19 protein-coding genes and 1 pseudogene are annotated in these 22,302 nt (G+C 70.6%); 12 read left to right on the forward strand and 8 right to left on the reverse strand.

Annotation, left to right across the window (positions count from 1 at the left end):
* Positions 1–214: 214 nt before the first annotated feature.
* The 3 genes from nth to ACFRKB_RS24950 all read left to right on the forward strand — a co-directional run bounded on the left by nth (position 215) and on the right by ACFRKB_RS24950 (position 3,452).
* Entirely contained in the window at positions 215–1,192 is a 978-nt protein-coding gene (nth, locus tag ACFRKB_RS24940) for an endonuclease III (RefSeq protein ID WP_383108632.1), read from the forward strand.
* A gap of 133 nt (positions 1,193–1,325) precedes the next feature.
* On the forward strand, positions 1,326–2,087 hold the full coding sequence (locus ACFRKB_RS24945; protein ID WP_383108633.1) for an NUDIX hydrolase: 762 nt from the start codon (positions 1,326–1,328) through the stop codon (positions 2,085–2,087).
* Between the two features lie 165 nt (positions 2,088–2,252).
* Entirely contained in the window at positions 2,253–3,452 is a 1,200-nt protein-coding gene (locus tag ACFRKB_RS24950; RefSeq protein ID WP_365974580.1) for a MarP family serine protease, read from the forward strand.
* Between the two features lie 66 nt (positions 3,453–3,518).
* Here the strand turns inward: ACFRKB_RS24950 and ACFRKB_RS24955 are convergent, their stop codons facing one another.
* The 6 genes from ACFRKB_RS24955 to ACFRKB_RS24980 all read right to left on the reverse strand — a co-directional run bounded on the left by ACFRKB_RS24955 (position 3,519) and on the right by ACFRKB_RS24980 (position 11,997).
* Positions 3,519–3,698, reverse strand: coding sequence for a hypothetical protein (locus ACFRKB_RS24955; protein ID WP_365974579.1), 180 nt, complete (start codon positions 3,696–3,698; stop codon positions 3,519–3,521).
* Positions 3,699–3,934: 236 nt separating this feature from the next.
* Complete coding sequence (locus ACFRKB_RS24960; protein WP_383108634.1) at positions 3,935–4,924, reverse strand: alpha/beta fold hydrolase; 990 nt, start codon at positions 4,922–4,924, stop codon at positions 3,935–3,937.
* Positions 4,921–5,415, reverse strand: a complete 495-nt coding sequence (locus ACFRKB_RS24965; protein ID WP_383108636.1) for a phage holin family protein — start codon at positions 5,413–5,415, stop codon at positions 4,921–4,923. The genes ACFRKB_RS24960 and ACFRKB_RS24965 overlap by 4 nt, the downstream gene beginning before the upstream one ends.
* Positions 5,416–5,478: 63 nt before the next feature.
* Complete coding sequence (gene nhaA / locus ACFRKB_RS24970) at positions 5,479–6,906, reverse strand: Na+/H+ antiporter NhaA (protein WP_383108637.1); 1,428 nt, start codon at positions 6,904–6,906, stop codon at positions 5,479–5,481.
* Between the two features lie 282 nt (positions 6,907–7,188).
* Entirely contained in the window at positions 7,189–9,144 is a 1,956-nt protein-coding gene (gene acs / locus ACFRKB_RS24975; protein ID WP_383108639.1) for an acetate--CoA ligase, read from the reverse strand.
* A 234-nt stretch (positions 9,145–9,378) separates the two neighbouring features.
* Positions 9,379–11,997, reverse strand: a complete 2,619-nt coding sequence (locus tag ACFRKB_RS24980) for a bifunctional SulP family inorganic anion transporter/carbonic anhydrase (protein ID WP_383108641.1) — start codon at positions 11,995–11,997, stop codon at positions 9,379–9,381.
* A 305-nt stretch (positions 11,998–12,302) separates the two neighbouring features.
* Here ACFRKB_RS24980 and ACFRKB_RS24985 point away from each other — a divergent pair, with 305 nt between their 5' ends.
* Positions 12,303–13,580 (forward strand): polysaccharide deacetylase family protein, encoded by a 1,278-nt coding sequence (locus ACFRKB_RS24985; RefSeq protein ID WP_383108642.1) that lies wholly within the window; start codon positions 12,303–12,305, stop codon positions 13,578–13,580.
* A 41-nt stretch (positions 13,581–13,621) separates the two neighbouring features.
* Here the strand turns inward: ACFRKB_RS24985 and ACFRKB_RS24990 are convergent, their stop codons facing one another.
* On the reverse strand, positions 13,622–14,608 hold the full coding sequence (locus ACFRKB_RS24990; protein ID WP_383108643.1) for an ATP-binding protein: 987 nt from the start codon (positions 14,606–14,608) through the stop codon (positions 13,622–13,624).
* 102 nt (positions 14,609–14,710) lie between these two features.
* Here ACFRKB_RS24990 and ACFRKB_RS24995 point away from each other — a divergent pair, with 102 nt between their 5' ends.
* A complete protein-coding gene (locus ACFRKB_RS24995; RefSeq protein WP_383108644.1) occupies positions 14,711–15,589 on the forward strand; it encodes a Fic family protein in 879 nt (292 codons plus the stop codon).
* Between the two features lie 415 nt (positions 15,590–16,004).
* On the opposite strand, the gene ACFRKB_RS25000 is transcribed toward ACFRKB_RS24995, so the two are convergent.
* Complete coding sequence (locus tag ACFRKB_RS25000) at positions 16,005–16,841, reverse strand: HAD family hydrolase (protein ID WP_383108645.1); 837 nt, start codon at positions 16,839–16,841, stop codon at positions 16,005–16,007.
* Positions 16,842–17,369: 528 nt separating this feature from the next.
* On the opposite strand from ACFRKB_RS25000, the gene ssd reads away from it, so the two are divergent.
* From ssd to ACFRKB_RS25035, 7 genes and pseudogenes are all read left to right on the forward strand, one after another.
* Positions 17,370–18,467 (forward strand): septum site-determining protein Ssd, encoded by a 1,098-nt coding sequence (ssd, locus tag ACFRKB_RS25005; protein ID WP_383108647.1) that lies wholly within the window; start codon positions 17,370–17,372, stop codon positions 18,465–18,467.
* Positions 18,464–19,651, forward strand: a complete 1,188-nt coding sequence (locus ACFRKB_RS25010) for a TadA family conjugal transfer-associated ATPase (RefSeq protein ID WP_383108648.1) — start codon at positions 18,464–18,466, stop codon at positions 19,649–19,651. The genes ssd and ACFRKB_RS25010 overlap by 4 nt, the downstream gene beginning before the upstream one ends.
* On the forward strand, positions 19,648–20,529 hold the full coding sequence (locus ACFRKB_RS25015; RefSeq protein WP_383108649.1) for a type II secretion system F family protein: 882 nt from the start codon (positions 19,648–19,650) through the stop codon (positions 20,527–20,529). Before ACFRKB_RS25010 ends, ACFRKB_RS25015 begins: the two co-directional genes overlap by 4 nt.
* Positions 20,526–21,299, forward strand: a complete 774-nt coding sequence (locus ACFRKB_RS25020) for a type II secretion system F family protein (RefSeq protein ID WP_383108651.1) — start codon at positions 20,526–20,528, stop codon at positions 21,297–21,299. Before ACFRKB_RS25015 ends, ACFRKB_RS25020 begins: the two co-directional genes overlap by 4 nt.
* A 64-nt stretch (positions 21,300–21,363) precedes the next feature.
* The gene (locus ACFRKB_RS25025) at positions 21,364–21,558 is read left to right on the forward strand and encodes a DUF4244 domain-containing protein (protein WP_365974566.1); all 195 of its coding nucleotides are present in this window, start codon (positions 21,364–21,366) and stop codon (positions 21,556–21,558) included.
* Entirely contained in the window at positions 21,545–22,006 is a 462-nt protein-coding gene (locus tag ACFRKB_RS25030) for a TadE family type IV pilus minor pilin (RefSeq protein ID WP_383108652.1), read from the forward strand. The genes ACFRKB_RS25025 and ACFRKB_RS25030 overlap by 14 nt, the downstream gene beginning before the upstream one ends.
* Positions 22,003–22,299, forward strand: a pseudogene (locus ACFRKB_RS25035) (Rv3654c family TadE-like protein); the annotation flags it as partial. The gene ACFRKB_RS25030 and the pseudogene ACFRKB_RS25035, both read left to right, overlap by 4 nt.
* Positions 22,300–22,302 lie beyond the last annotated feature (3 nt).

A 22,302-nucleotide genomic window follows, 5' to 3' on the forward strand; every position in this document is an offset into this window, starting at 1 on the left:
TTGGCATCCCCGGGCTGATTGGCCCGCTACCGAATTCCGCTTGTTCGAAACCGTGCGATCAGTCACAAGTTTGACGTACGCGCGTGCCCAACTGTGCCCTGGGTGCCGATTCGGGTGGCGATCGGCCGTGGCCGGGGCGGATGTCAGTGCGGGGCTTTACGCTGGCCGGGTGTCCAACTCGCCGGTGACAGCGCAGGCCAAGGGGGCTGGAAGAGTGTCCGCGGAGCAGAATTCCGCTGTGGGCGAACAGCCTTCAGCGAAAGGGAAAAAAGCCGCAAAAGGGTCAAAGGTCAAGCCGGTCAAGGCCGCGGCCAAGGCCGTGACCGAGACCAAGTCCGCGACCAAGGCCGTGACCGCGACGGTGACCAAGACCGCGGCCAAGGCAGCGCCGGCAGCGAAGAAGGCCGCCGAGCCGAAGCCGGCCGCCAAGCCGGAATCGCATCTGGCGATGGTCCGCCGGGCCCGCCGGATAAACCGCGAGCTGGCCGAGGTCTACCCGTACGCCCACCCCGAGCTGGATTTCCGGAACCCGTTCGAGCTGCTGGTGGCGACGGTCCTGTCCGCCCAGACGACCGACCTGCGGGTCAACCAGACGACGCCCGCGGTCTTCGCGAAATACCCGACCCCCGAGGACATGGCCGCGGCCGTGCCGGAGGAGCTGGAGGAGGCCATCCGCCCGACGGGCTTCTTCCGGGCCAAGGCGAAGTCGCTCATAGGGCTGTCCATCGCGCTGCGTGACCGGTTCGACGGCGAGGTCCCGGGCCGGCTGGAGGATCTGGTATCGCTGCCGGGCGTCGGCCGCAAGACGGCGAACGTCGTTCTCGGCAATGCCTTCGGCGTCCCCGGCCTCACGGTCGACACCCACTTCGGCCGGCTGGTCCGCCGCTGGAAGTGGACCGAGCAGGAGGACCCGGAGAAGGTCGAGGCGGAGATCGCCGCGATCTTCCCCAAGAGCGAGTGGACGATGCTCTCGCACCGCGTGATCTTCCACGGCCGCCGTATCTGCCACTCCCGCAAGCCGGCCTGCGGGGCCTGTCCGATCGCGCATCTCTGCCCCTCGTACGGAGAGGGCGAGACGGACCCCGAGAAGGCGCGCAAGCTGCTGAAGTACGAGATGGGCGGCTACCCCGGCCAGCGTCTGAGCCCGCCCGCCGACTACCCGGGCAAGCCGGCCCCGGCGCGCGTTGAGTAGGCGGGCGATCCGCGCCGTATGAAGCACGACACCGAGTGGTACGAGTACCGAACCACCACAGGCACGAACGAGTGGAGCCGGATGAGGACGGAACGATCCGGCCGACGGCGGGCGTTGTCCGACGGGGGTGCCTATGACGCGCGCTGAAGAGACCTACCGAGCCGGAAAGACCTACCGGGCGAAAGAGGGCTACCGAACGAAAGAGAGCCACGGCGACCCGGCGACGGCCGGGGTCGCCGTCTCCGCCGACGGGCTGCCCGACTGGCTGATGCCCGTCGTGCGCACCGCGCGGACCGTCGTGCCGGAAGAGCTCAGCCGCTTCCTGCCGCCCGAGAGCGGCGACGGCCGGCAGTCCGCCGTCCTGATCCTCTTCGGCGAGGGCGCCCGCGGCCCCGAGCTGCTGCTCATGGAGCGTTCCAGCAGCCTGCGCTCGCATCCGGGGCAGCCCGCGTTCCCCGGCGGCTCCCTCGACCCGGACGACGGCGATCCGGCCACCACCGGACCGCTGCGGGCGGCGCTGCGCGAGGCCGAGGAGGAGACCGGTCTCGACCCGTCCGGGGTCCAGCTCTTCGGCGTGCTGCCCAAGCTCTACATCCCGGTGAGCGAGTTCGTCGTGACGCCGGTGCTCGGCTGGTGGCGCAGCCCCACCCCCGTCGGCGTCGTCGATCCCGGCGAGACCGCCCGGGTCTTCACCGTCCCCGTGGCGGATCTCACGGACCCGGCCAACCGCGCGACCGCACGCCACCCCAGCGGCTACCGCGGCCCGGCCTTTCTGGTCGCATCCGCGCTCGTCTGGGGATTCACGGCCGGACTGATCGACCGGATTCTGCATTTCGCGGGCTGGGAGCAGCCATGGGACCACTCCAAGCAGGTCCCGCTGGACTGGCGTGCATGACAGGCTGACCCCCATGCTCCGCCCTTCGGGGGTCCCTGACCGCGGCGGCTCCGCCCCAGGCCACCAGGGCCGCCGGAGCCACCGTACGGACGGCAGGGCGGGGCGACCCGCCGACCGGGCGGGGCGACCGGAGACGTATCCGCGAGGCAAGCGAGGCTATTGACGGTGAACGTGCTGGACATCCTGCTGCTGCTCGCCGCCGTGTGGTTCGCGGTCGTCGGCTACCGCCAGGGTTTCGTGGTGGGCATCCTGTCGGTGATCGGCTTCCTCGGCGGCGGTCTCGTGGCCGTCTATATCCTGCCCGTGGTCTGGGCCAAGATGACCGCGGACTCCGAGGTCTCCACCACGGCCGCCGTCGTCGCGATCGTCATAGTGATCGTCTGTGCCTCAGTCGGCCAGGCCTTCACCACCCACCTCGGCAACAAGCTGCGCCGCTACATCACGTGGTCGCCGGCCCGCGCCCTGGACGCCGGCGGCGGCGCGCTGGTCAATGTCGTGGCCATGCTGCTGGTGGCCTGGCTGATCGGGTCCGCCCTCGCCGGGACCTCACTGCCGACGCTCGGCAAGGAGGTACGCAGCTCGAAGGTGTTGCTCGGGGTCTCCCGCGTGATGCCCACCCAGGCGTCCAGCTGGTTCACGGACTTCTCGTCGGTACTGGCCCAGAACGGCTTCCCGCAGGTCTTCAGCCCGTTCGCCAATGAGCCCATCACCGAGGTCCAGCCGCCGGATCCGGCGCTCGCGGGCAGCCCGGTCGCGGCCCGTGCCCAGCAGTCGATCGTCAAGGTCGTCGGTACGGCACCCAGCTGCGGCAAGGTCCTCGAAGGATCCGGCTTCGTCTTCGCCGACCGCCGCGTGATGACCAACGCGCATGTGGTCGGCGGCGTGGAGGAGCCCACCGTCCAGATAGGCGGTGAGGGACGGCTGTACGACGCCAAGGTCGTTCTCTACGACTGGCAGCGCGACATCGCCGTACTGGACGTGCCGAACCTCCCCGCGCAGCCGCTCCAGTTCACCGACAAGGACGCGGCCAGCGGGGACGGCGCGATCGTCGCGGGCTTCCCGGAGAACGGCTCGTACGACGTACGCTCCGCGCGCGTCCGGGGCCGTATCGACGCCAACGGCCCCGACATCTACCGCCGCGGCGAGGTCCGGCGCGATGTCTACTCACTCTTCGCGAACGTGCGCCAGGGCAACTCCGGCGGCCCGCTCCTCACCACGGACGGCAAGGTGTACGGAGTGATCTTCGCCAGGTCGCTCGACGACCCCCAGACCGGCTACGCCCTGACGGCGGACGAGATCCGCGACGACATCACGCTCGGCCGCAACGCCAACCAGCAGGTCGACACCCAGGGGTGCGCCCTTTAGGCCCTGGGCGGGTGAGGCGGGTCGGCCGACGGCCGAGGCGGGCCGGACGAACTCTGTGGGGCGCCCTCAGGAACGTTGCTGACGCAGCCGGGCCGAGACCCAGCGCGCTCTGCGGCGAAGGATCAGTGAAATACCCAGCCGGGGATCATGGCCCTGCTCGTCGGGGCCGCCCCTTCTGTGGGTGATCGGCGCAGAGGCCGAGCGGCGGTTGCGTGCTGCGTCACCGTAGTCGTGCGTCCAGCCCATACTTCGACCTGTGCCCCTGGCCCATGGTCGGTAACCGCGCGAGAGGGGGCCAATTGGCCTATGCGCGAGGCATTTGGCAGTTCGTAGGACAAGCGTTCAAAGGGTGACAACCAGGACGGGCGGCGCGTCGCGCTTCACCGTCCCGTGTGAGCCGCCGACAACCGCCGACAACCGCGGCCGCCGTTGCCGCTGCCGGCGGACACCGACCGGCCCGGGAGGCAGGTTCCGTGGCCGGTTCAGCGGTCCGGCTCGGGATCCTTGAGCCAGTTGATGAGTTCCGCGGAGAACGCGGCCGGGTCCTCCTCGTGGGGGAAGTGCCCCAACCCATCGAACAGCCGCCAGCGATAGGGCGCTTCCACATACTCCGCCGACCCGGCGGTGCTGCGCGTCCGCATCGCCGGGTCGAGCGACCCGTGCAGCTGGAGCGTCGGCACCCGCACCGGTCGCTTCATCCGCCGGTTGAACTGGATGCCGTCGGGCCGTGCCATCGACCGCACCATCCAGCGGTACGGCTCGATCGAGCAGTGCGCCGTCGACGGGATGGTCATCGCCCGCCGGTAGACCGCGATCGACTCGTCGTCGGGCAGCCGCGGGCCGGACCAGTCCCGGATCAGCTGCCCCACCAGCGCCGCGTCCTCGGCCACGAGCTGACGCTCCGGCAGCCACGGTCGCTGGAAACCCCAGATATACGATCCGGCACGGCTCTGCGAGAAGTCGGAGAGCATCGCCGAGCGCCAGCGGCGCGGGTGCGGCATCGAGGAGACCGCGAGCCTGCGCACCAGCTTGGGCCGCATCACGGCCGCCGTCCAGGCGAGATAGCCGCCCAGATCATGGCCGACGAGCGCCGCGTCGGGCTCACCGAGGGAGCGCACCACCCCGGTGATGTCGAGCGCCAGATTGGCGGGGTCGTAGCCCCGGGGCGTACGGTCGCTGCCGCCCACTCCCCGCAGATCCATGGCCACCGCGCGATACCCGGCGTCCGCCAGCGCGGTCAGCTGATGGCGCCAGGTCCACCAGAACTGCGGGAAGCCATGGAGCAGCAACACCAGCGGCCCCTCGCCCATCTCGGCGATATGGAAGCGCGCACCATTGGCCGCCACATCGCGATGGGTCCAGGGCCCATCGAGACGGACGGCGGAGGCCGGCGTCGCTCCTGAGGTCTCACCGGAGGGCGTGCCAGGCACCGTGCCGGAGGTCTTGCCGGGGTCGGATTCAGGGGCGGTCATGCAGACGAGCGTGCCACAGACTTGGTGGCTTGCCGGACCTGGCGGGGGTGCGGCTTCACGTTCTGCAGGACGGCCGCCGTTTCCTTGGCCGAGGCGATGGACTTCTCCGGCGGCTTCAGCTTCTTGAACTTCAGCAGGGCGAGCCCGCCGAGCAGCGCCGCGAGGATCAGGAACGCTCCGCCCACGATCAGGAACGACCAGGCGAGCCCGAGCCCCAGGTTGTGGATTCCGTACGCGGCGGCGAAGCTCAGCACCGGCAGGGAGAACAGGGCGAACACCGCCGCGATCGTGCCGGCCGCTCCGCCCATCACGCCGCGCTTGACGTCCTGTCGGATCTCGGCCTTGGCCAGGGCGATCTCATCGTGCACCAGCGCGGACACATCGGCGGTGGCCGCGGCGACCAGCTGGCCGATGCTGCGTTCGCCCGTGGCGGCTTCGATCACGGTGCCGGTCCGGACGGCGTCGGCGACGTGCTTGCCGTGGTCGCTCATCGGTGACTCCCTCTTCTCGCTCTTCTCGGCTACGGACCGCTCGGCTACGAATCCGTTGTCCGATCATGCCGGACCGTCGCCGTCCTCGCGCGCTGCCCCCGCGTGTTCCGCCAGCCGACGGTGCTCGGCGGCCTTCGCCTCGTACAGCTCGGCCATGCGCAAGTGGTACCCCGGATCGTCCTGTTCATAGATGTCGGGGATACCGTCCCGGTCCTCGTCCCGCTCCTCTTCCTCGTACAGCGCGCGGTACTTGCGGACCCGCAGTTTGAGCAGCACCCCGGAGAGGACGGCGGCGATGACCGAGCCCGTCAGCACCGCGGCCTTCACTTCGTCGGTGAGCGCGGGGTCCGTCGAGAAGGCCAGTTCCCCGATGAGCAGCGAGACGGTGAAACCTATCCCGGCGAGCGAGGCGAGCGCGAAGACATCGGGCCAGGCCAGGTCCTCGTTCAGCTCGGCCCTGGTGAAGCGCGCGGCCAGCCAGGTGCCGCAGAAGATGCCGACCGCCTTGCCCACGACCAGACCCAGTACGACGCCGAGGGTCTCAGGCTGTGTGAAGACCTTGCCGAGCGCGTCGCCGGAGACGGAGACGCCCGCGGAGAAGAGCGCGAACAGCGGTACGGCCAGCCCGGCCGAGACGGGGCGCACCAGATGTTCGATGTGCTCGCCGGGGGAGTGCTCCTCGCCCTCGTTCCTGGTGCAGCGCAGCATCAGACCCATCGCGACACCGGCGATGGTGGCGTGGACTCCGCTGTTGTACATCAGGCCCCAGATGACCAGCGCCAGCGGGATATACACGTACCACCCGCGTACGCCCTTGCGCAGCAGCACCCAGAAGACGACGAGACCGGCGACCGCGCCGCCGAGCGCCAGGAAGTTCAGATCGCTGGTGAAGAAGACGGCGATGATCAGGATGGCGAAGAGATCGTCGACGACCGCGAGGGTGAGGAGGAAGGCGCGCAGCGCCGAGGGCAGCGAGGTGCCGATGACCGCGAGGACGGCGAGCGCGAAGGCGATATCGGTGGCGACGGGTACGGCCCAGCCGCTCAGGGACCCGCCGCCGGTCTTGTTGACCAGCACATAGATCAGGGCGGGCGCGATCATTCCGGAGAGCGCGGCGATCACGGGAAGCGCGGCGGCCTTGGGATCGCGCAGTTCCCCGGCCACCAGCTCGCGCTTCAGCTCGATGCCGGCGACGAAGAAGAAGATCGCGAGCAGACCGTCGGCCGCCCAGTGCTGTATGGAGAGGTCGAGGCCGAGCGCCGAGGGGCCGATATGGAAGTCGCTCAGGGCCTCGTAGCTGTGGCTCAGCGGGGTGTTCGCCCAGAGGAGCGCGGCGATGGCGGCTATGAGCAGCAGGACGCCGCCGACGGTCTCCGTGCGCAGCGCTTCCGCGAGATAGTTCCGTTCCGGCAGCGGGAGGCGTCCGAGGAACTTGCGGTTGGTGGGCGCGGACACGGGCACGAGGGAAACCTCCGGTCGAACTGCGGGCATGACGCATCACATGCCGACCAGACTTCCCGGCGCACCTTGAAATTCTTGTTGTGTTATTTACGCGCTGCCTACTTTACCGGGCCGCGGCGAGCGCGGCGCAGCGAAGCGGAGACGGGAACACAGGGGGAGCGGAGACGGGAAAGCGGAGACGGGAACGCGGGGACGGGGACGCAGAGCCAGGAACGCGGAGGCGGGAGCACAGAGGCGGGAGTACAGAGGCGGGGCGCCCGGCATCCGATGCCAGGCGCCCCGCCGCTTACGTCACGTACGTACCCGGTCCGTTCAGTCCTCGCTGGCCGCGCCGGGCAGCTGGCTCTGGATGAGGTCCATGACCGATGAGTCGGTGAGTGTGGTGACATCGCCGAGCTGACGGTTCTCCGCGACATCCCGCAGCAGACGCCTCATGATCTTGCCGGAGCGGGTCTTGGGCAGTTCCGCGACGGGGAGGATCCGCTTGGGCTTCGCGATCGGACCGAGCGCGGTGCCGACATGGTTGCGCAGCTCCGCCACGAGACCGTCGTCGACGACGGCCGTGCCCCGCAGGATCACGAAGGCGACGATGGCCTGGCCGGTCGTCTCGTCCGCGGCACCGACCACGGCGGCTTCGGCGACCTTGGGGTGTGAGACGAGGGCCGACTCCACCTCCGTCGTCGAGATGTTGTGGCCGGAGACGAGCATGACGTCGTCCACCCGCCCCAGCAGCCAGATGTCGCCGTCGTCGTCCTTCTTCGCGCCGTCCCCGGCGAAGTACTTGCCCTCGAAGCGCGACCAGTAGGTGTCGATGAACCGCTGGTCGTCGCCCCAGATGGTGCGCAGCATCGCAGGCCAGGGCTCGGTGAGGACGAGATAGCCGCCGCCCCCGTTGGGCACCTCGCGGGCCTCGTCGTCCACGACGGTCGCCGAGATGCCGGGCAGGGCGCGCTGGGCCGACCCCGGCTTGGTCTCCGTCACACCGGGGAGCGGGGAGATCATCATGCCGCCGGTCTCGGTCTGCCACCAGGTGTCCACGATCGGGGTCTTGCCGGCGCCGATGTGCTCGCGGTACCAGATCCACGCCTCGGGGTTGATCGGCTCACCGACCGAGCCCAGCACCCGCAGCGAGGTCAGATCGAACTTCGCGGGGATGTCGTCGCCCCACTTCATGAACGTACGGATCGCGGTCGGCGCGGTGTAGAGGATCGTCACCCCGTACTTCTGCACGATCTCCCAGAACCGCCCCTGGTGCGGGGTGTCGGGCGTGCCCTCGTACATCACCTGGGTGGCGCCGTTGGCCAGCGGCCCGTACACGATGTACGAGTGACCGGTCACCCAGCCGATGTCGGCCGTGCACCAGTACACGTCCGACTCGGGCTTGAGGTCGAAGACGGCGTGGTGGGTGTAGGCCGCCTGGGTGAGATAGCCGCCCGAGGTGTGCAGGATGCCCTTGGGCTTACCCGTCGTCCCCGAGGTGTAGAGGATGAAGAGCGGGTGCTCCGCCGGGAACGCCTCGGGGGTGTGCTCCGGGGACTGGCGCCCGACGATGTCGTGCCACCACACATCGCGGGAGCCGTCGAAAGCGGTGTCCTGGCCGGTACGGCGGACCACCAGCACATGCTCGACCTGCGGGCACTTGGCCACGGCCTCGTCGATGGCCGGCTTGAGGGCGCTCGGCTTGCCGCGGCGGTAACCCCCGTCGGCGGTGATCACCAGCTTGGCGTCGGCGTCCTGGATACGGGAGGCGACGGCGTCGGCCGAGAAGCCGCCGAAGACCACGGAGTGCGCGGCCCCGATCCGGGCGCAGGCCAGCATGGCCACCGCGGCCTCGGGGATCATCGGCAGATAGACGGCGACCCGGTCGCCCGCGCGCACCCCCAGCTCGGTGAGCGCGTTGGCGGCCCGCGACACCTCGTCCTTCAGCTCCGCGTAGGTGATCGCGCGGCTGTCGCCCGGCTCGCCCTCGAAGTGGATGGCCACGCGGTCTCCGTGACCGGCCGCCACATGGCGATCGACGCAGTTGTAGGCGACGTTCAGCTCGCCGTCCGCGAACCACTTCGCGAACGGCGGGTTCGACCAGTCCAGTGTCTCGGTCGGCTCGGTGACCCAGGTGAGCCGCCTCGCCTGCTCGGCCCAGAAGCCAAGCCTGTCCGCCTCGGCCTGCTCGTACGCCTCCGCCGTCACATTGGCGTGCGCGGCCAGCTCGGCCGGCGGTGCGAACCGCCGGTCCTCCTTGAGCAGGTTGGCCAGGCTTTCGTTGCTCACGACATCTCCCTTTCCCAGGGCGTCCTATGTGTCCCGGGCCTAGCTCATCAGGCGGATGCCCGGGTGACAAGGGGCTTCCGGAAATTGGTTTAGACCTGTGTGATGAGGATCGGATCCGCCGCCCGGACACGGGTCCCGGATCCGCTGTCCCGCGTCCGACTGAGAAGTGGCCCTCCTCCCCGGGGTGGTGGGGAAGGGGGCCACACACTCTCACGGATGCGGTACGAGGTCGGTTCAGGCGCGCGACTCCTCCAGCGTGGTCGGGGCCACCCGGTTGAACACCTCATCGCCGCTGTGGTCGCCGCCGGCCCCGACCCCGTCCGTCAGCAGATACGCCTGGGCCTCGCCGACATGGAAGTACATCCCGTGCAGCTCCAGCGTGCCCTCGGCCAGCCTGCGGGCCACCGACTCATGGGCCCGCAGATTGTCCAACTGCTGTACGACATTGGTCAGACAGAGCTGCTCGACCGCGTCGGCGGGCGTCCTTCCGGAGATTCTGGCCCAGGGGTGCTGACGGCTCTCCATCCGCTCCAGGCTGGGCAGCCCGTGGCGCAGCCAGCGCCGTAGCGGGGTCGGGGTCCCGTCCGCGTCGGCGGGGGTGGTCAGCAGCGCCTGCATCGCCCCGCATCCCGAATGCCCGCACACGGTAATGGACTCCACGCGCAGGACGTCCACCGCGTACTCGATGGCCGCGGCCACCGAATCGTCCGCTCCGTCCGCCCCGGGCAGCGGGACCAGATTTCCCACGTTCCGAACGGTGAACAGATCGCCCGGACCACTGGACGTGATCATGCTCGTCACCAGCCGGGAGTCGGCGCAGGTGAGGAAGAGCTGCGAGGGCCGCTGCCCCTCGCGCGCCAGCCGGGCCAGCTCGGCGCGCACCAGCGGCGCCGTATTGCGCTGGAAGGAGCTGATCCCGCTGGTCAGTTGACGGGCTCCCGGCGAACACGCCGCGCCTGCGGACACCGTGCGGCACATGGCGGTCTTTTCCGCTCCCGACCACGTGGTGACGGACGGGTCGGCCGCGGGCTGGTCGGTTGTGGACGGGCCGGCCGGGGACGGGTCGGCCGGGGACGGGGCGTTGCCCGTCTGCTCCGAGCGCTGCGAGGCATTCACCTGTGCAAGGGAGTGCTCCGCGCACTGGTGATTGCGCCAGGGCGTCCAGGGCGGGCAACAGCTGGGCGACTCCGCGGCGGGCTCGGCGATCCGGCCGCCCGCCCGGCCGGTGAACTCAGCCGTACCACCATGGGCGATATGCGCGGTCTGCCAGTCGTGCAGGGCCTCGAACGCGGCGTGGTCCATGAAGGAGCCGTCCAGCTCGACCACGCAGTCCGCGTCCCAGGGCACCTGGTGCAGCGTCCGGCTGAGCCGCGGCACGGCGAGGAACGTCAACTGGCCCCGCGCGCGCACCCGGTGGATTCCGTCCCGCACCTCGACCGTGATCCGGGTCCTGGTGAGCCGGTGCAGCGCCACCGCGACCGCCACCGCGATCCCGATCGCCACGCCCTCCAGCACGCCGGTGAAGACCACGGCGGCCAGCGTCACCACGTACACCAGCATTTCGCGGTTCCGCTGCACGCTGCGCAGATGGACGAGGTTCACCATCTGGACCCCGACGACCATCACCAGCGCCGCCAGGGCCGCCAGCGGGATCAGATCCAGCACGGGCACCAGCAGCAGGGCCGCGATGGCGACCCACAGCCCGTGCAGCATGGTCGAGCGCCGGCTCACCGCGCCGGCCGCCACATTGGCGGCGCTGCGTACGGCGACTCCCGTGATGGGCAGGCCGCCCAGCGCGCCCGAGACGACATTCCCCGCCCCTTGTCCGGCCAGCTCCCGGTCCAGCCGGGCGCGCGGGACCTGGACGGCCGGCTTCTTGCGCGCCGCCGCCAGCTTGTCCACGGCCACCGCGGACAGCAGCGATTCGACGCTGCCCACCAGAGTGACGGTGAGAACCGCCGCGAGCAGTCCGAGCACGGGCCCCTCGGGCAGCGAGGGCAGGGCATGGCTGCTCCAGGAGGGCAGATCGACGCGCTCCAGACCGACTCCGGCGAGCGCTGCCAGGGCCGTCGCGATCGCCACCGCGGCGAGGGCGGCCGGGATCTTGCGGACGATCCGGCCCGTACGCCCCGGAATTCGTGGCCAGGCGAGCAGTACGGCGATGGCCAGCAGGCTTACGGAGAGCGCGCCCGGATGCAGATTGGCCAACTGGGCGGGCAGACCACGCACATTGTCGACGGCGGAGCTCTGCGGCATACCGCCGAGCACGATATGGAGCTGGGCGAGCGCGATCGTGACGCCGATGCCGGCGAGCATGCCGTGCACGATCGCCGGGCTGACGGCGAGCGCCGAGCGGGCCACCCGTAGTGCCGCGAGGCCGAGTTGGGCGAGCCCGGCGCAGATCGTGATGGCACAGGTGGTGCGCCAGCCGAACCGCTGGATCAGATCGGCGGTGACGACGGTGAGCCCGGCGGCGGGGCCGCTGACCTGAAGCGGGGCCCCGCCCAGCCGGCCGACGACCAGCCCGCCGACCGCGGCGGCCACCAGGCCCGCCTGGAGCGGTGCGCCGGTGGCGAGCGCGATACCCAGGGAGAGCGGCAGCGCGATCAGAAAGACGGAAATCGACGCGGACACGTCGGCTCCGGCGATCCGGAACCCGCGTCCGCCGCGTCCGTCGCGCCCTCCATGGCCGCCGCGGTCCTCGCGGTTTTCAAGCGGAGGTCTGTGCGGCCGCCGGAGGCGTGAGACGCGCGCGAACCGGGACGCGGGATCGGTGGGGGCGGTCCGGACCTTGGAGTCGATGCGGGCGGTCCAGGACACGGGGGTGGTGCGGGTGGGGATGGCGGCAGTCATATTTCCCGTCTCCTCCGGGCGGCGCGGTCGCGGTATGTGGGGGCGCGGCCGTGGGTCACGGCGTGCAGTGGCGGGACGTGTTTCCTCAACACTCAGTAAATAGATCGTAATGGAGAGTAAAGAGTCTGGCATTACTTTCCGGGCAAATGGGGCAATGGTTCACCTGGGGGAGTGATTAATGATCTTGTACGGCTTGTCGTTTCATCTTCTTATTGGTCTCAGTGCGACGTTGTCGGCGCTCGGCGCCGTGCCGGCAGTCGCCGCTCGGCACTTCGGACTGAGACCTGAAGGAAGAGGGTGGGCGGATGCTGGCCGCCACAAGGAGAATCGGCTTCGGCGCCGCCGTCATGGCGCTCGCCGTCGGACTCGCGGGGTGTTCCGGAACGCCGGAAACCAATGACGGGGCCAGGAAGGGTGCGCCCGGCGCCGAGCGGGCCGCGGGGGCCGCCGAGAACGCCCCACACCTGATCGGCGACGGTTCAACCGCGTACACCGGCGCCCAGCCGCACCTGCCGAAGCCGGCGCAGCTGAAGCCCGGCGAGAAGCCGCCCCAGTTCGTGGTGTTCTCCTGGGACGGCGCGGGCGAGGACAGCCAGAAGCTCTTCTCCCACTTCCGCGGGGTCGCCAACAAGTACAACGCGAAGATGACGTACTTCCTGAGCGGCGTCTATCTGCTCCCCGAGGAGAAGGCGGACCTGTACGACGCGCCCCAGCACGGTCGCGGCACCTCGGACATCGGTTTCAATGACGCCAAGGGGATCAAGGACACGCTGCGGGAGCTGCGTGGCGCCTGGCGCGACGGCAATGAGATCGGCACCCACTTCAACGGCCACTTCTGCGGCAACGAGGGCGGCGTCGGCACCTGGTCCGTCGACGAGTGGAAGAGCGAGATCAACCAGGCCAAGTCCTTTGTGAAGAACTGGAAGACCAACTCGGGCCTGAAGGACGAGGCCCCGCTGCCCTTCGACTACGACAAGGAAATGATCGGCGCCCGCACGCCCTGCCTGGAAGGGCAGAAGAACATGATGCGGGCCGCGAAGACGATGGGATTCCGCTACGACTCCAGCGGCATCGGCGACCAGCTCTGGCCGAAGAAGACGGACGGTCTCTGGGACATTCCGCTCCAGCTGGTGCCGGTGCCGGGGCGTGATTTCGAGACGCTCTCGATGGACTACAACTTCATGTTCAACCAGTCGGGGACGGCCAGCGGCGATCCTTCACAGCACGCGTACTGGGGCAACCAGATGCGCGACGGCCTGCTGGAGGCCTTCGACCGCGCCTATAAGGGGAACCGTGCGCCGCTGATCATCGGCAACCACTTCGAGTCCTGGAACGGTGGCACGTACATGACCGCCGTCGAGGAAACGATCAAGACGGTCTGCGTCCAGAAGGACGTGCGGTGCGTGACGTTCCGCCAGCTCGCCGACTGGCTGGACGCGCAGGACCCGCAGACCCTGGACAAGTTCCGCAGCCTGGGTGTCGGCAAGGCGCCCAAGGGCGGCTGGACGGCGCTCGGGGCGGCCCCCCTGGCCAAGAGCCCGTCCCCGGCCGCCCGCCCGGCCGGCCACTCCGAAGAGCACTGACGGCACCGACGGCGGGACGGAGGGCGGGCGCGCTCCTCGTATCAGGACGGCTGGGGTACGGCGAGTGCCTCGCTGAGGACGAAGGCGGGGTCGACCTGCGCGGCGAGGTCGACGCCCGTCTTCGCGTTGCCCCAGCTCTCCGCGTTTCTGAGGTGGAAGTGGACCATCTGCCGGGTGTACCGCTCCCAGTCGCGGTGCTCGTACGAGTCCTCCGCGGCGTCCTGGAGTGTCTGGAGCGCGCAGCGGTTGTCCGCCTCCAGGAGCTCGAAGCGGATCGGCCGGCCCTTCTCCATCGCCCGGACCCAGTCGGAGTGGCCCACGGTGATGAGCAGGTCGTCGCCCACCTCCTCGCGCAGGAAGTCCAGATCGTCCTGGCCCTGGACCTTGTTGCCGATGACCTTCAGCGAGACGCCGAAGTCCCGCGCGTACTCCTTGTACTGGCGGTATACGGACATGCCCTTGCGCGTCGGCTCCGCCACCAGGAACGTCATGTCGAACCGGGTGAACATCCCGGAGGCGAAGGAGTCCGAGCCCGCCGTCATGTCGACCACCACGTACTCGTCCGGGCCGTCGACCAGATGGTTGAGGCACAGCTCGACCGCGCCGACCTTGGAGTGGTAGCAGCTCACCCCCAGATCCGAGTCGGTGAAGGGGCCGGTGGCCATCAGCCGGATCTCGCCGTCGTCGAGCCGGACGGTACGGGCGCAGGCGTCGTACACCGGATTGCTCTCGCCGACCCGGAGCAGCCGCGAACCCTCCCCGGGCGGTGTCGTCTTGATCATCGCTTCGGCCGACGGGATCCGCGGATTGCTGCCCCGCAGATATTCCTTGATCAGCGGCAGGTGCGCACCCATCGCGGGCAGCGTGGCGGCTTCCGTCTCGTCGAGGCCGAGCGCGGCCCCGAGGTGCTGGTTGATGTCGGCGTCCACCGCGACGACGGTGGCTTCGTTGGCGGTCAGATGGCGGATGAAGAGCGAGGACAGCGTGGTCTTGCCGCTGCCGCCCTTGCCCACGAAAGCGATCTTCATGTTCACCTAGGGTAGTGGCAACCTCGCTCAAGGTGAGGGAATTGCGTGAGGAAGACCACTCCAAGGTGGGGTGTGCGGCGCGGGCGCGTAGCCTCCCTACTTATGAGTACGACTGCCTCAGACGCCTCCTTCGCTCCCCGGCCGGAGGATCCCTTGCTCGCGCTGGCCTCCTTGCCGGGCGTTCCCGACGCGGTGGATTCCGTACGCAAGGCGGTCGACCGCGTGTACAGCCACCGCGTCATGCGCCGCCGCAGCAATGAGGTCACCTCCGAGGCGGCCTTGCGTGCGGCACGCGGCTCCGCGGCGCTGTCCGGTGCCGACTGGGCACTCGAAGAGGTGCGCCGGCGCAGCGACTTCGGGTCGGAGGCCGAGGCCCGTACGGTCGGCGCGGCTCTCCGGCTGAATGCCGAGGCCGGTCAACTCCTCTCCATCTGGGGGCAATCACCCCTGCGTGTGCTCGCCAGGCTGCATCTGGTGGCCGCGGGGGGCGCGGGCGTCGCGGACGAGACCGTGGGGCGGCCACGGCTGGCTGGCGAGCCGGTCGTGGAGGCGCCCGGGGGCGAGGTGCCGGAACCGCTGGCCAAGCCTCCGCTGCCGGAGGCCGACGAGGTGGCCGGGCGGCTGGAGGGACTCTCGCGGCTGGTGATCACACCGAGCAGGGCGCCGGCGCTGGTGACGGCGGCGGTGGTGCACGGCGAGCTGCTGGCGCTGCGCCCCTTCGGCTCGTACAACGGGCTGGTGGCGCGGGCCGCCGAGCGTGTGGTGCTGATCGGCAGCGGTCTCGACCCCAAGTCGGTCTGCCCGGCGGAGGTGGGTCACGCGGAACTGGGACGCACGGCGTACTCGGCCGCCTTTGACGGCTATCTGTCGGGCACCCAGGACGGTATGGCTGCGTGGATCACCCACTGCGGGCGGGCGATCGAGCTGGGGGTTCGGGAATCCACCGCCGTGTGCGAAGCGCTTCAGCGGGGCGCGGCCTGAGCCGAGGCGCTCCGGGCGAAGGCGGCCTCGGTGAAAGCGGCCTGAACAGGGTTGCGGCGGCGCCTCTTTGGCACCGCCGCTGGCATGTCCACCGAGTTACCAAGCGTCCTCGTTATGTTGCCCATCAGGTCGGGTACTTCGCCCGTCACCTGGTGCGGCTGGCCCGTAATCGACGGGTCGACGTCGCGTGGGTGCTCAGTTTTCATGCTCGGTCCGTGGGGCCTGGTGCGTAAACAGGTGATCCTCTCGGATGTCCTTGGTCTCGCGGGCCGTTGACTCCTTTCTACTCCTCTCCACAGGGATACGAAACCCCTGGCCAGACTTCTTTACTTTTAGGTTCAAAGAATGGCAAAGCGGTCATAAGGTTGCGTGTGGCGTGTCCCGGCCCGGCCGGGTGACCGTGAGGCCGATGGCCTCAGGCGAGCGTCGACTGCCGTCGTCTGCTGGCGTACCAGACCAGCCCGGCCGTCGCGGCGGCCGCGCCCACCGCTGCCGCGGCGACCAGTGCCGGCCGGGGCGGCATGGAGAAGGCGGGCAGTCGCTGCTTGAGTCGCACGGGCCGGTTGAAGACGAGAATCGGCCAGTCCCGCGCCGTCGCCTCCCGGCGCAGCGCGCGGTCCGGGTTGACCGCGTAGGGATGCCCGACCGACTGGAGCATCGGCACGTCGGTGATGGAGTCGCTGTACGCGTAGCAGCGGGAGAGGTCGTATCCCTCGGACGCGGCGAGCGCCTTGATCGCCTCGGCCTTGGTCGGCCCGTACGCGTAGTACTCCACCTCGCCCGTGAAGCAGCCGTCGGCGCCGACGACCATCCGAGTGGCCACCACCCGGTCGGCGCCGAGCAGATCGCCGATGGGCTCGACGACCTCCGCGCCGGAGGTGGACACGATCACCACATCGCGGCCGGCGATGTGATGGTCCTCGATGAGGGACGCCGCCTCGTCGTAGATGATCGGGTCGATGAGATCGTGCAGCGTCTCGGCGACGATCTCTTTGACCTGCTGGACGTTCCAGCCCTTGCAGAGAGCGGAGAGATACTCCCGCATCCGCTCCATCTGGTCGTGATCGGCGCCTCCGGCGAGGAAGACGAACTGCGCGTATGCGGTGCGCAGTACAGCGCGGCGGTTGATCAGGCCGCCTTGGTAGAAGGACTTGCTGAAGGTCAACGTCGATGACTTCGCAATGACCGTCTTGTCCAGGTCAAAGAAGGCTGCTGTACGCGGCAAGGAGTGGTTTTCCACGAGGCCGAGCATATGCGCCCACCATTCGGCGTAAGCTGGGGCGCGTGGGTTTGCCTGAGAAGGCTCTCGGGTACACCATGGAAGTCACGGATCGTTCGCGACCGTGCTAACCCGGTCCGGCTCCTCCCCCCCCGAGTCGGCCGTGGGGACGACCCCCGCTCTCCCCCCCGGCGGGGGTCGTCGCATGTCCGGACGCTTTTCAGGCTCTTCGAAGCCACTCGTCCCCCTTTCTGAGGCTCTGTGCGCGATGGTGCTTCCGCCAGCATGCCCGTCACTGTGCGTAGCCAATGCACTGCTCTCCGGAAGTCACTGGTATGAGCTACCGGGATATTCACAACTGGTGAGTTGTCCACAGTTTTCAAGCAAGATCCACACGATTTCTTGTTGCCCTGCACGGTGATTCCTGCCGCGAAGTTCGCGGAAGCCGGAATCGCGGATACCGGATCACTGCGAGATCGCGGAGAGAAGCGCTCGCGGATAGCCGGATCGCGGATAGCCGGATCGAAGAAGAGATAGGGGGCGGAGATCGTGGCTGGATCCATGACATCCGATCGTTCACGGATCGGTGGGGGCAACGGGGCGGGACCGCTGATCCTGACCGAGGATGTGGAGTTGCTGGACGATCTGCTGAGGCTCTGCGCCGCGGCCGGCGCCGAGCCACAAGTCCACCATTCGGTGCCGGAGCGGAAGGGGTGCTGGGAGGACGCGCCGATGGTCCTCGTCGGCGATGACGCGGCGGCGCGCTGCCGTGGCGCCACCCGCAGGCGGGACGTGATGCTCGTCGGGCGGGACCAGGACGACCCGGGCGTGTGGCGGCGAGCGGTGGAGATCGGCGCGGAGTGCGTGCTGCGGCTGCCGGACGCCGAGAGCTGGCTCGTCGACCGGATCGCGGACGCCGCCGAAGGGGTCGGCCGTCCCGCGCTCACCGTCGGTGTGATCGGCGGACGGGGCGGCGCGGGGGCTTCGACCCTGGCGTGCGCCTTGGCCGTCACCGCCGCGCGCGCTGGGCGGCGCACGATGCTCATCGACGCCGATCCACTCGGTGGCGGGCTCGATGTGGTGCTCGGCGGCGAGCAGGCGGAGGGCATGAGGTGGCCGGATTTCGCCGCTTCCAAAGGGCGTGTCGCGGGCGGAGCGCTGGAGGAGTCGCTGCCCCGGCTCCACGAACTACGGGTGCTCAGCTGGGACCGAGGCGATTCCGTGGCGATCCAGCCGGAGGCCATGCGGTCGGTGCTGGCGGCGGCCCGCAGACGTGGTGGGGTCGTGGTTGTGGACCTCCCCCGGCGCGCCGACGAAGCCGTCGTGGAGGCCCTGGCGCAGCTGGATCTGGGGCTGCTGGTGGTGCCCGCCGAGCTGCGGGCCGTCGCCGCCGCCGGCCGGGTGGCCTCGCTGGCGGGCATGGTGCTCCGGGATCTGAGGGTGGTGGTCCGGGGGCCGTACGCCGCCGGGCTGGACGAGCGGTGGATCGCCGACGCGCTCCGGCTGCCCCTGGTGGGTGAACTGCCCCTGGAGCCGGGCCTGTCGGAGTCCCAGGACGGCGGAGCGCCCCCGGGATCCCGGCCGCGCGGACCGCTGGCCGCGTTCTGTACGGCTTTCTGGGAGCGCGCGCTGGCCGGGGACGGGAGCGCGACGTCATGAGCGGCGGCACGACGGCCGGAATGAGCGGCGGCCCGGCGGCATACGGACTGCTGGACGCCGTACGGCAGCGGCTCGCGGAGAGCGGGGCGGACCCGACACCGGCGCGGGTGGCGGCGGCGTTACGGGCTCAGGGGCGGTTGCTCGGTGATGCGGAAGTGCTGGGGGCCGCCGCGGAGTTGCGGTGCGAGCTGGTGGGGACGGGCCCTCTGGAGCCGCTTCTCGACGACCCCTCGGTGACGGACGTGCTTGTCTCCGCGCCCGACCGGGTGTGGGTGGACCGGGGCGGCGGTCTTGAGCTGACGGCCGTGTCGTTCCCCGACGCCGCCTCCGTACGGAGGCTGGCACATCGGCTCGCCGCCGTGGCCGGGCGCCGGCTCGATGACGCCAGACCCTGGGTGGACGCGCGACTGCCCGACGGGACACGGATGCACGCGGTGCTGCCACCGGTGGCGGTCGGCTCGACCTGTCTGTCGCTGCGCGTGGTGCGCCCCAAGGCGTTCTCGCTGACGGAGTTGACCGCGGCGGGGACCGTACCGCCGGGCGGGGAGCGGGTGTTGCGGGCGCTGATCGAGGCCCGGCTGTCGTTCCTGATCAGTGGTGGCACGGGCACCGGAAAGACCACGCTCCTGTCCACCCTGCTCGGCCTGGTCGGGGAACGCGAGCGGATCGTACTGGCCGAGGACTCCGCCGAGCTGAGGCCCGACCATCCGCATGTGGTGCGGCTGGAGGGGCGGCCGGCGAACCAGGAGGGCGCGGGTCTGGTGACGCTGCGGGACCTGGTCAGACAGGCGTTGCGGATGCGGCCCGACCGGCTGGTCGTCGGCGAGGTACGGGGCCATGAGGTCACCGAACTGCTCGCCGCCCTGAACACGGGACACGAGGGCGGCTGCGGCACCGTGCACGCGAATACGGCGGCGGACGTCCCCGCCCGCCTTGAGGCGCTGGGCACGGCGGCGGGTCTCGACCGGGCGGCGCTGCACAGCCAGTTGGCGGCCGCGCTGTCGGTCGTGATCCATCTCGTACGGGACCGCGACGGGCGCCGGAGGATCGCCGAGACGCATGTGCTGGAGCGGGACGGCGCCGGGCTGGTGGTGCCGGTGCCCGCACTGCGCTGGGGCGCCGGAGGTTTCGCGTACGACCGTGGCTGGCCGCGGCTGCTGGCGCTGATCGGAGGCGCGCCGTGACGGCTCTGACGATGTCTCTCACCCTCTTCGTTGCGGTGCTGTGCGCCGGGGGAGCGGTCCGGCTGGCCGTCGGTCAGGAACGGGGGCTGCGGCGCGCCAGGCGGTTGCTCACGGCCCCGGGCGCGTCCTTCGCCGCGATGCCGGGGGCGCCGCCGTGGGAGCGATGGCTGCCCGAGGCTCGCGAGCGGGCGCGACGACTGCGCGGGAAATGGCTCTGTCTGCCGCCCGCCGTGCTGCTCGCGCTCCTGGGCGAGTCGGTGCTGCCGCTGTTCGGGGGTGCGGTGGCGGTGCCTCTGGTGGGGCGGTGGCTGCGGGGCAGGGAGCGGAGGAAGACGCGTGAGCGGCTGGGCGACCGGATCGTCGCGCTGTGCGGCACGGCCGCGGGCGAGCTGCGAGCCGGTGTGCAGCCCACCCAGGCCCTGCTGGCAGCCGCCGGATCGACCGGTGGGCTGGGAAGCGCGGACGGCGCTGTGCTGGCCGCCGCGCGGTTCGGCGGTGATGTGCCCGACGCGCTGAGGAAGGCGGCGCGTGAGCCGGGAGCGGAGGGCCTCGTGGGTCTCGCGGCCTGTTGGCGGGTGGCCGTCGACGGCGGGGCGGGGCTCGCCGCCGGGCTGGATCGCCTGGACGCGGCGCTACGGGCGGAGAGGGAGCAACGAGAGGGGTTACGGGCCCAGTTGGCGGGCGCTTGGGCGACGGTCGTGGTGCTGGCGCTGCTTCCCGTGGTGGGCCTGGCGCTGGGCTGGGCCCTGGGCGCGGATCCGCTGCGCGTACTGCTGCATACCCCGGCCGGGCTCGGATGTCTGGTGGTGGGCGGGGCTCTGGAGGGCGTGGGCCTGTGGTGGGCCGCGCGGATCGTACGGACCGGGGAGGCGCCGTGACGGGAGGGTTCGCCCACAGGCTGTGGGTGGCCGCTCCGGTGCTCACCGCGATGGGCTCTCTGGCCTTCGCGGTGGCGGCCGGGCGACGTGAACGGCGGGCGCGACGGCGGTTCGCGGCCCTGCTCGCGGCCGAGTACGGACGGCGGCGGCCACGGCGCGGCGCGGCGGCGGAGTGGGCACGGCGCTGGGGTCCGCCGGCCGGCGCGGTGATCTTCGGCTGGGTCATGGTCGGCGGGATGGCCGGCTGGCTGGTCGGGCTCGCCGGGGCGTACGGGGTCCGGAGATGGCTGCGGACGAGGAAGCCGGACGACCGTACCGGTACCGAGGAGGCGGCCCGTCAGCTCCCGCTCGCCGCCGATCTGCTGGCCGCCTGTATCGCGGCGGGGGCGGGGCCGCGCGAGGCCGCGGAGGCGGTCGGCGAGTCGCTCGGCGGCCCCGTCGGCGACCGGCTGGCACGGGCGGCGGCAGAGCTGCGGCTCGGCGGCGAACCGGCCGAGGCGTGGGGGCGGTTCGGGGAGATACCGGGCGCGGCCGGGCTGGCCCGATGTCTGGAACGGGCGGGATCGACCGGAGCGCCGGCCGCCGAGCCGGTGTCCCGGCTGGCCGAGGGCTTCAGAGCGGAGCGGGCCCGGGCCGCAGTGGCCAGAGCCCAGCGGGCCCAGGTGCTGATCACGGCTCCGGTGGGGCTGTGCTTCCTCCCCGCCTTCCTGGCGGTGGGGGTGGCTCCGGTGGTCATCGGTCTGGCGAGCGGACTGCTGAACGCCGACTGACCAATTTCTACGGTTTCTACGGTTTCTACGGGGCTACGGCCCTCTACGGGGAGATGGCATGTGGATGAGGATCCGACGAATGTGGCGGGCACGGCTGCGCGGGGCGCGAGCCGACGCCGGGATGACCACCTCCGAGTACGCGGTGGGGACGATCGCCGCCTGCGCGCTCGCGGCGGTGCTCTACAAGGTGGTCACGAGCGGGACCGTGGCGGGTGCCTTGCAGTCGTTGATCGGGAGGGCGCTCAGTGCGCAGTTCTGAGGCGGTCCGTACGTGCCCGGCCCGCGGCCGGCGTCTGGTCCGTCGCCGCGATCGCGGGTTTGTGACGGTGGAGGCGGCGGTGGCGGTACCGGCGCTGGCCGTGTTCGCCCTGGCCCTGGTCTGGGCGCTGATGGCGGCCTCCGCGCAGATCCAGTGCGTGGACGCGGCGCGGGCGGGGGCGAGAGCGGCCGCCAGAGCCGAGCCACGGGCCGCGGCGGAGGCCGCCGCCCGTTCGGCCGCCCCGGAGGGCGCCAGGGTCGCTCTGGGGCGTACAGGCGATCTGTGGCGAGTACGGGTGGAGGCGCCGACTCCGGGGCCGGGCGCCCTGGCTCTCACGCTCACCGCCGAGGCCGTCGCGTCGGCGGAGGACGCCATGGACGCCCCGGACCGCGTACAGGCCGCCAGAGATGGCTCTGGGAGCCCGCGGGTGGCCGGGGCGGCGCCATGAACAGGGATCGAGCCAGGCAGCGGCCCAGGGGACGAGCCGGGGACGGGGGGTCGGCGACGGTGTGGGTGGCTACGGCGGCGACCGCGTTGTGTGCCGTCTTCGCCCTGGTGCTCGCCATGGGGCAGGCGGTCGCCGCCCGGCACCGGGCCGGCGCGGCGGCCGACCTGGCGGCCCTCGCCGCGGCGGACCACGCCCTCCTGGGCTCGGCCGACGCCTGCCGCAGAGCGGCCGAGGTGGCGGCGGCACAGGGATCGGAGGTGGTGCGGTGCGTGGTGAGCGGTGAGATCGCGGATGTG

The sequence above is a fragment of the Streptomyces scopuliridis genome (assembly GCF_042790125.1).
GTDB classification, from domain to species: domain Bacteria; phylum Actinomycetota; class Actinomycetes; order Streptomycetales; family Streptomycetaceae; genus Streptomyces; species Streptomyces scopuliridis_A.

Bases quoted from the DNA above. Each gene is read 5' to 3' on its own strand.
- ACFRKB_RS24965 (WP_383108636.1), bottom strand. From the start codon at position 5,415: ATGAGCGACCACGGCAAGCACGTCGCCGACGCCGTCCGGACCGGCACC.
- ACFRKB_RS24985 (WP_383108642.1), top strand. From the start codon at position 12,303: ATGCTGGCCGCCACAAGGAGAATCGGCTTCGGCGCCGCCGTCATGGCG.
- ACFRKB_RS25000 (WP_383108645.1), bottom strand. From the start codon at position 16,841: ATGCTCGGCCTCGTGGAAAACCACTCCTTGCCGCGTACAGCAGCCTTC.
- ACFRKB_RS24980 (WP_383108641.1), bottom strand. From the start codon at position 11,997: ATGACTGCCGCCATCCCCACCCGCACCACCCCCGTGTCCTGGACCGCC.
- ssd (WP_383108647.1), top strand. From the start codon at position 17,370: ATGACATCCGATCGTTCACGGATCGGTGGGGGCAACGGGGCGGGACCG.
- ACFRKB_RS25025 (WP_365974566.1), top strand. From the start codon at position 21,364: ATGAGGATCCGACGAATGTGGCGGGCACGGCTGCGCGGGGCGCGAGCC.
- ACFRKB_RS24960 (WP_383108634.1), bottom strand. From the start codon at position 4,924: ATGACCGCCCCTGAATCCGACCCCGGCAAGACCTCCGGCACGGTGCCT.
- ACFRKB_RS24955 (WP_365974579.1), bottom strand. From the start codon at position 3,698: ATGGGCTGGACGCACGACTACGGTGACGCAGCACGCAACCGCCGCTCG.
- ACFRKB_RS24990 (WP_383108643.1), bottom strand. From the start codon at position 14,608: ATGAAGATCGCTTTCGTGGGCAAGGGCGGCAGCGGCAAGACCACGCTG.
- ACFRKB_RS25010 (WP_383108648.1), top strand. From the start codon at position 18,464: ATGAGCGGCGGCACGACGGCCGGAATGAGCGGCGGCCCGGCGGCATAC.
- ACFRKB_RS24995 (WP_383108644.1), top strand. From the start codon at position 14,711: ATGAGTACGACTGCCTCAGACGCCTCCTTCGCTCCCCGGCCGGAGGAT.
- ACFRKB_RS24945 (WP_383108633.1), top strand. From the start codon at position 1,326: ATGACGCGCGCTGAAGAGACCTACCGAGCCGGAAAGACCTACCGGGCG.
- nhaA (WP_383108637.1), bottom strand. From the start codon at position 6,906: ATGCCCGCAGTTCGACCGGAGGTTTCCCTCGTGCCCGTGTCCGCGCCC.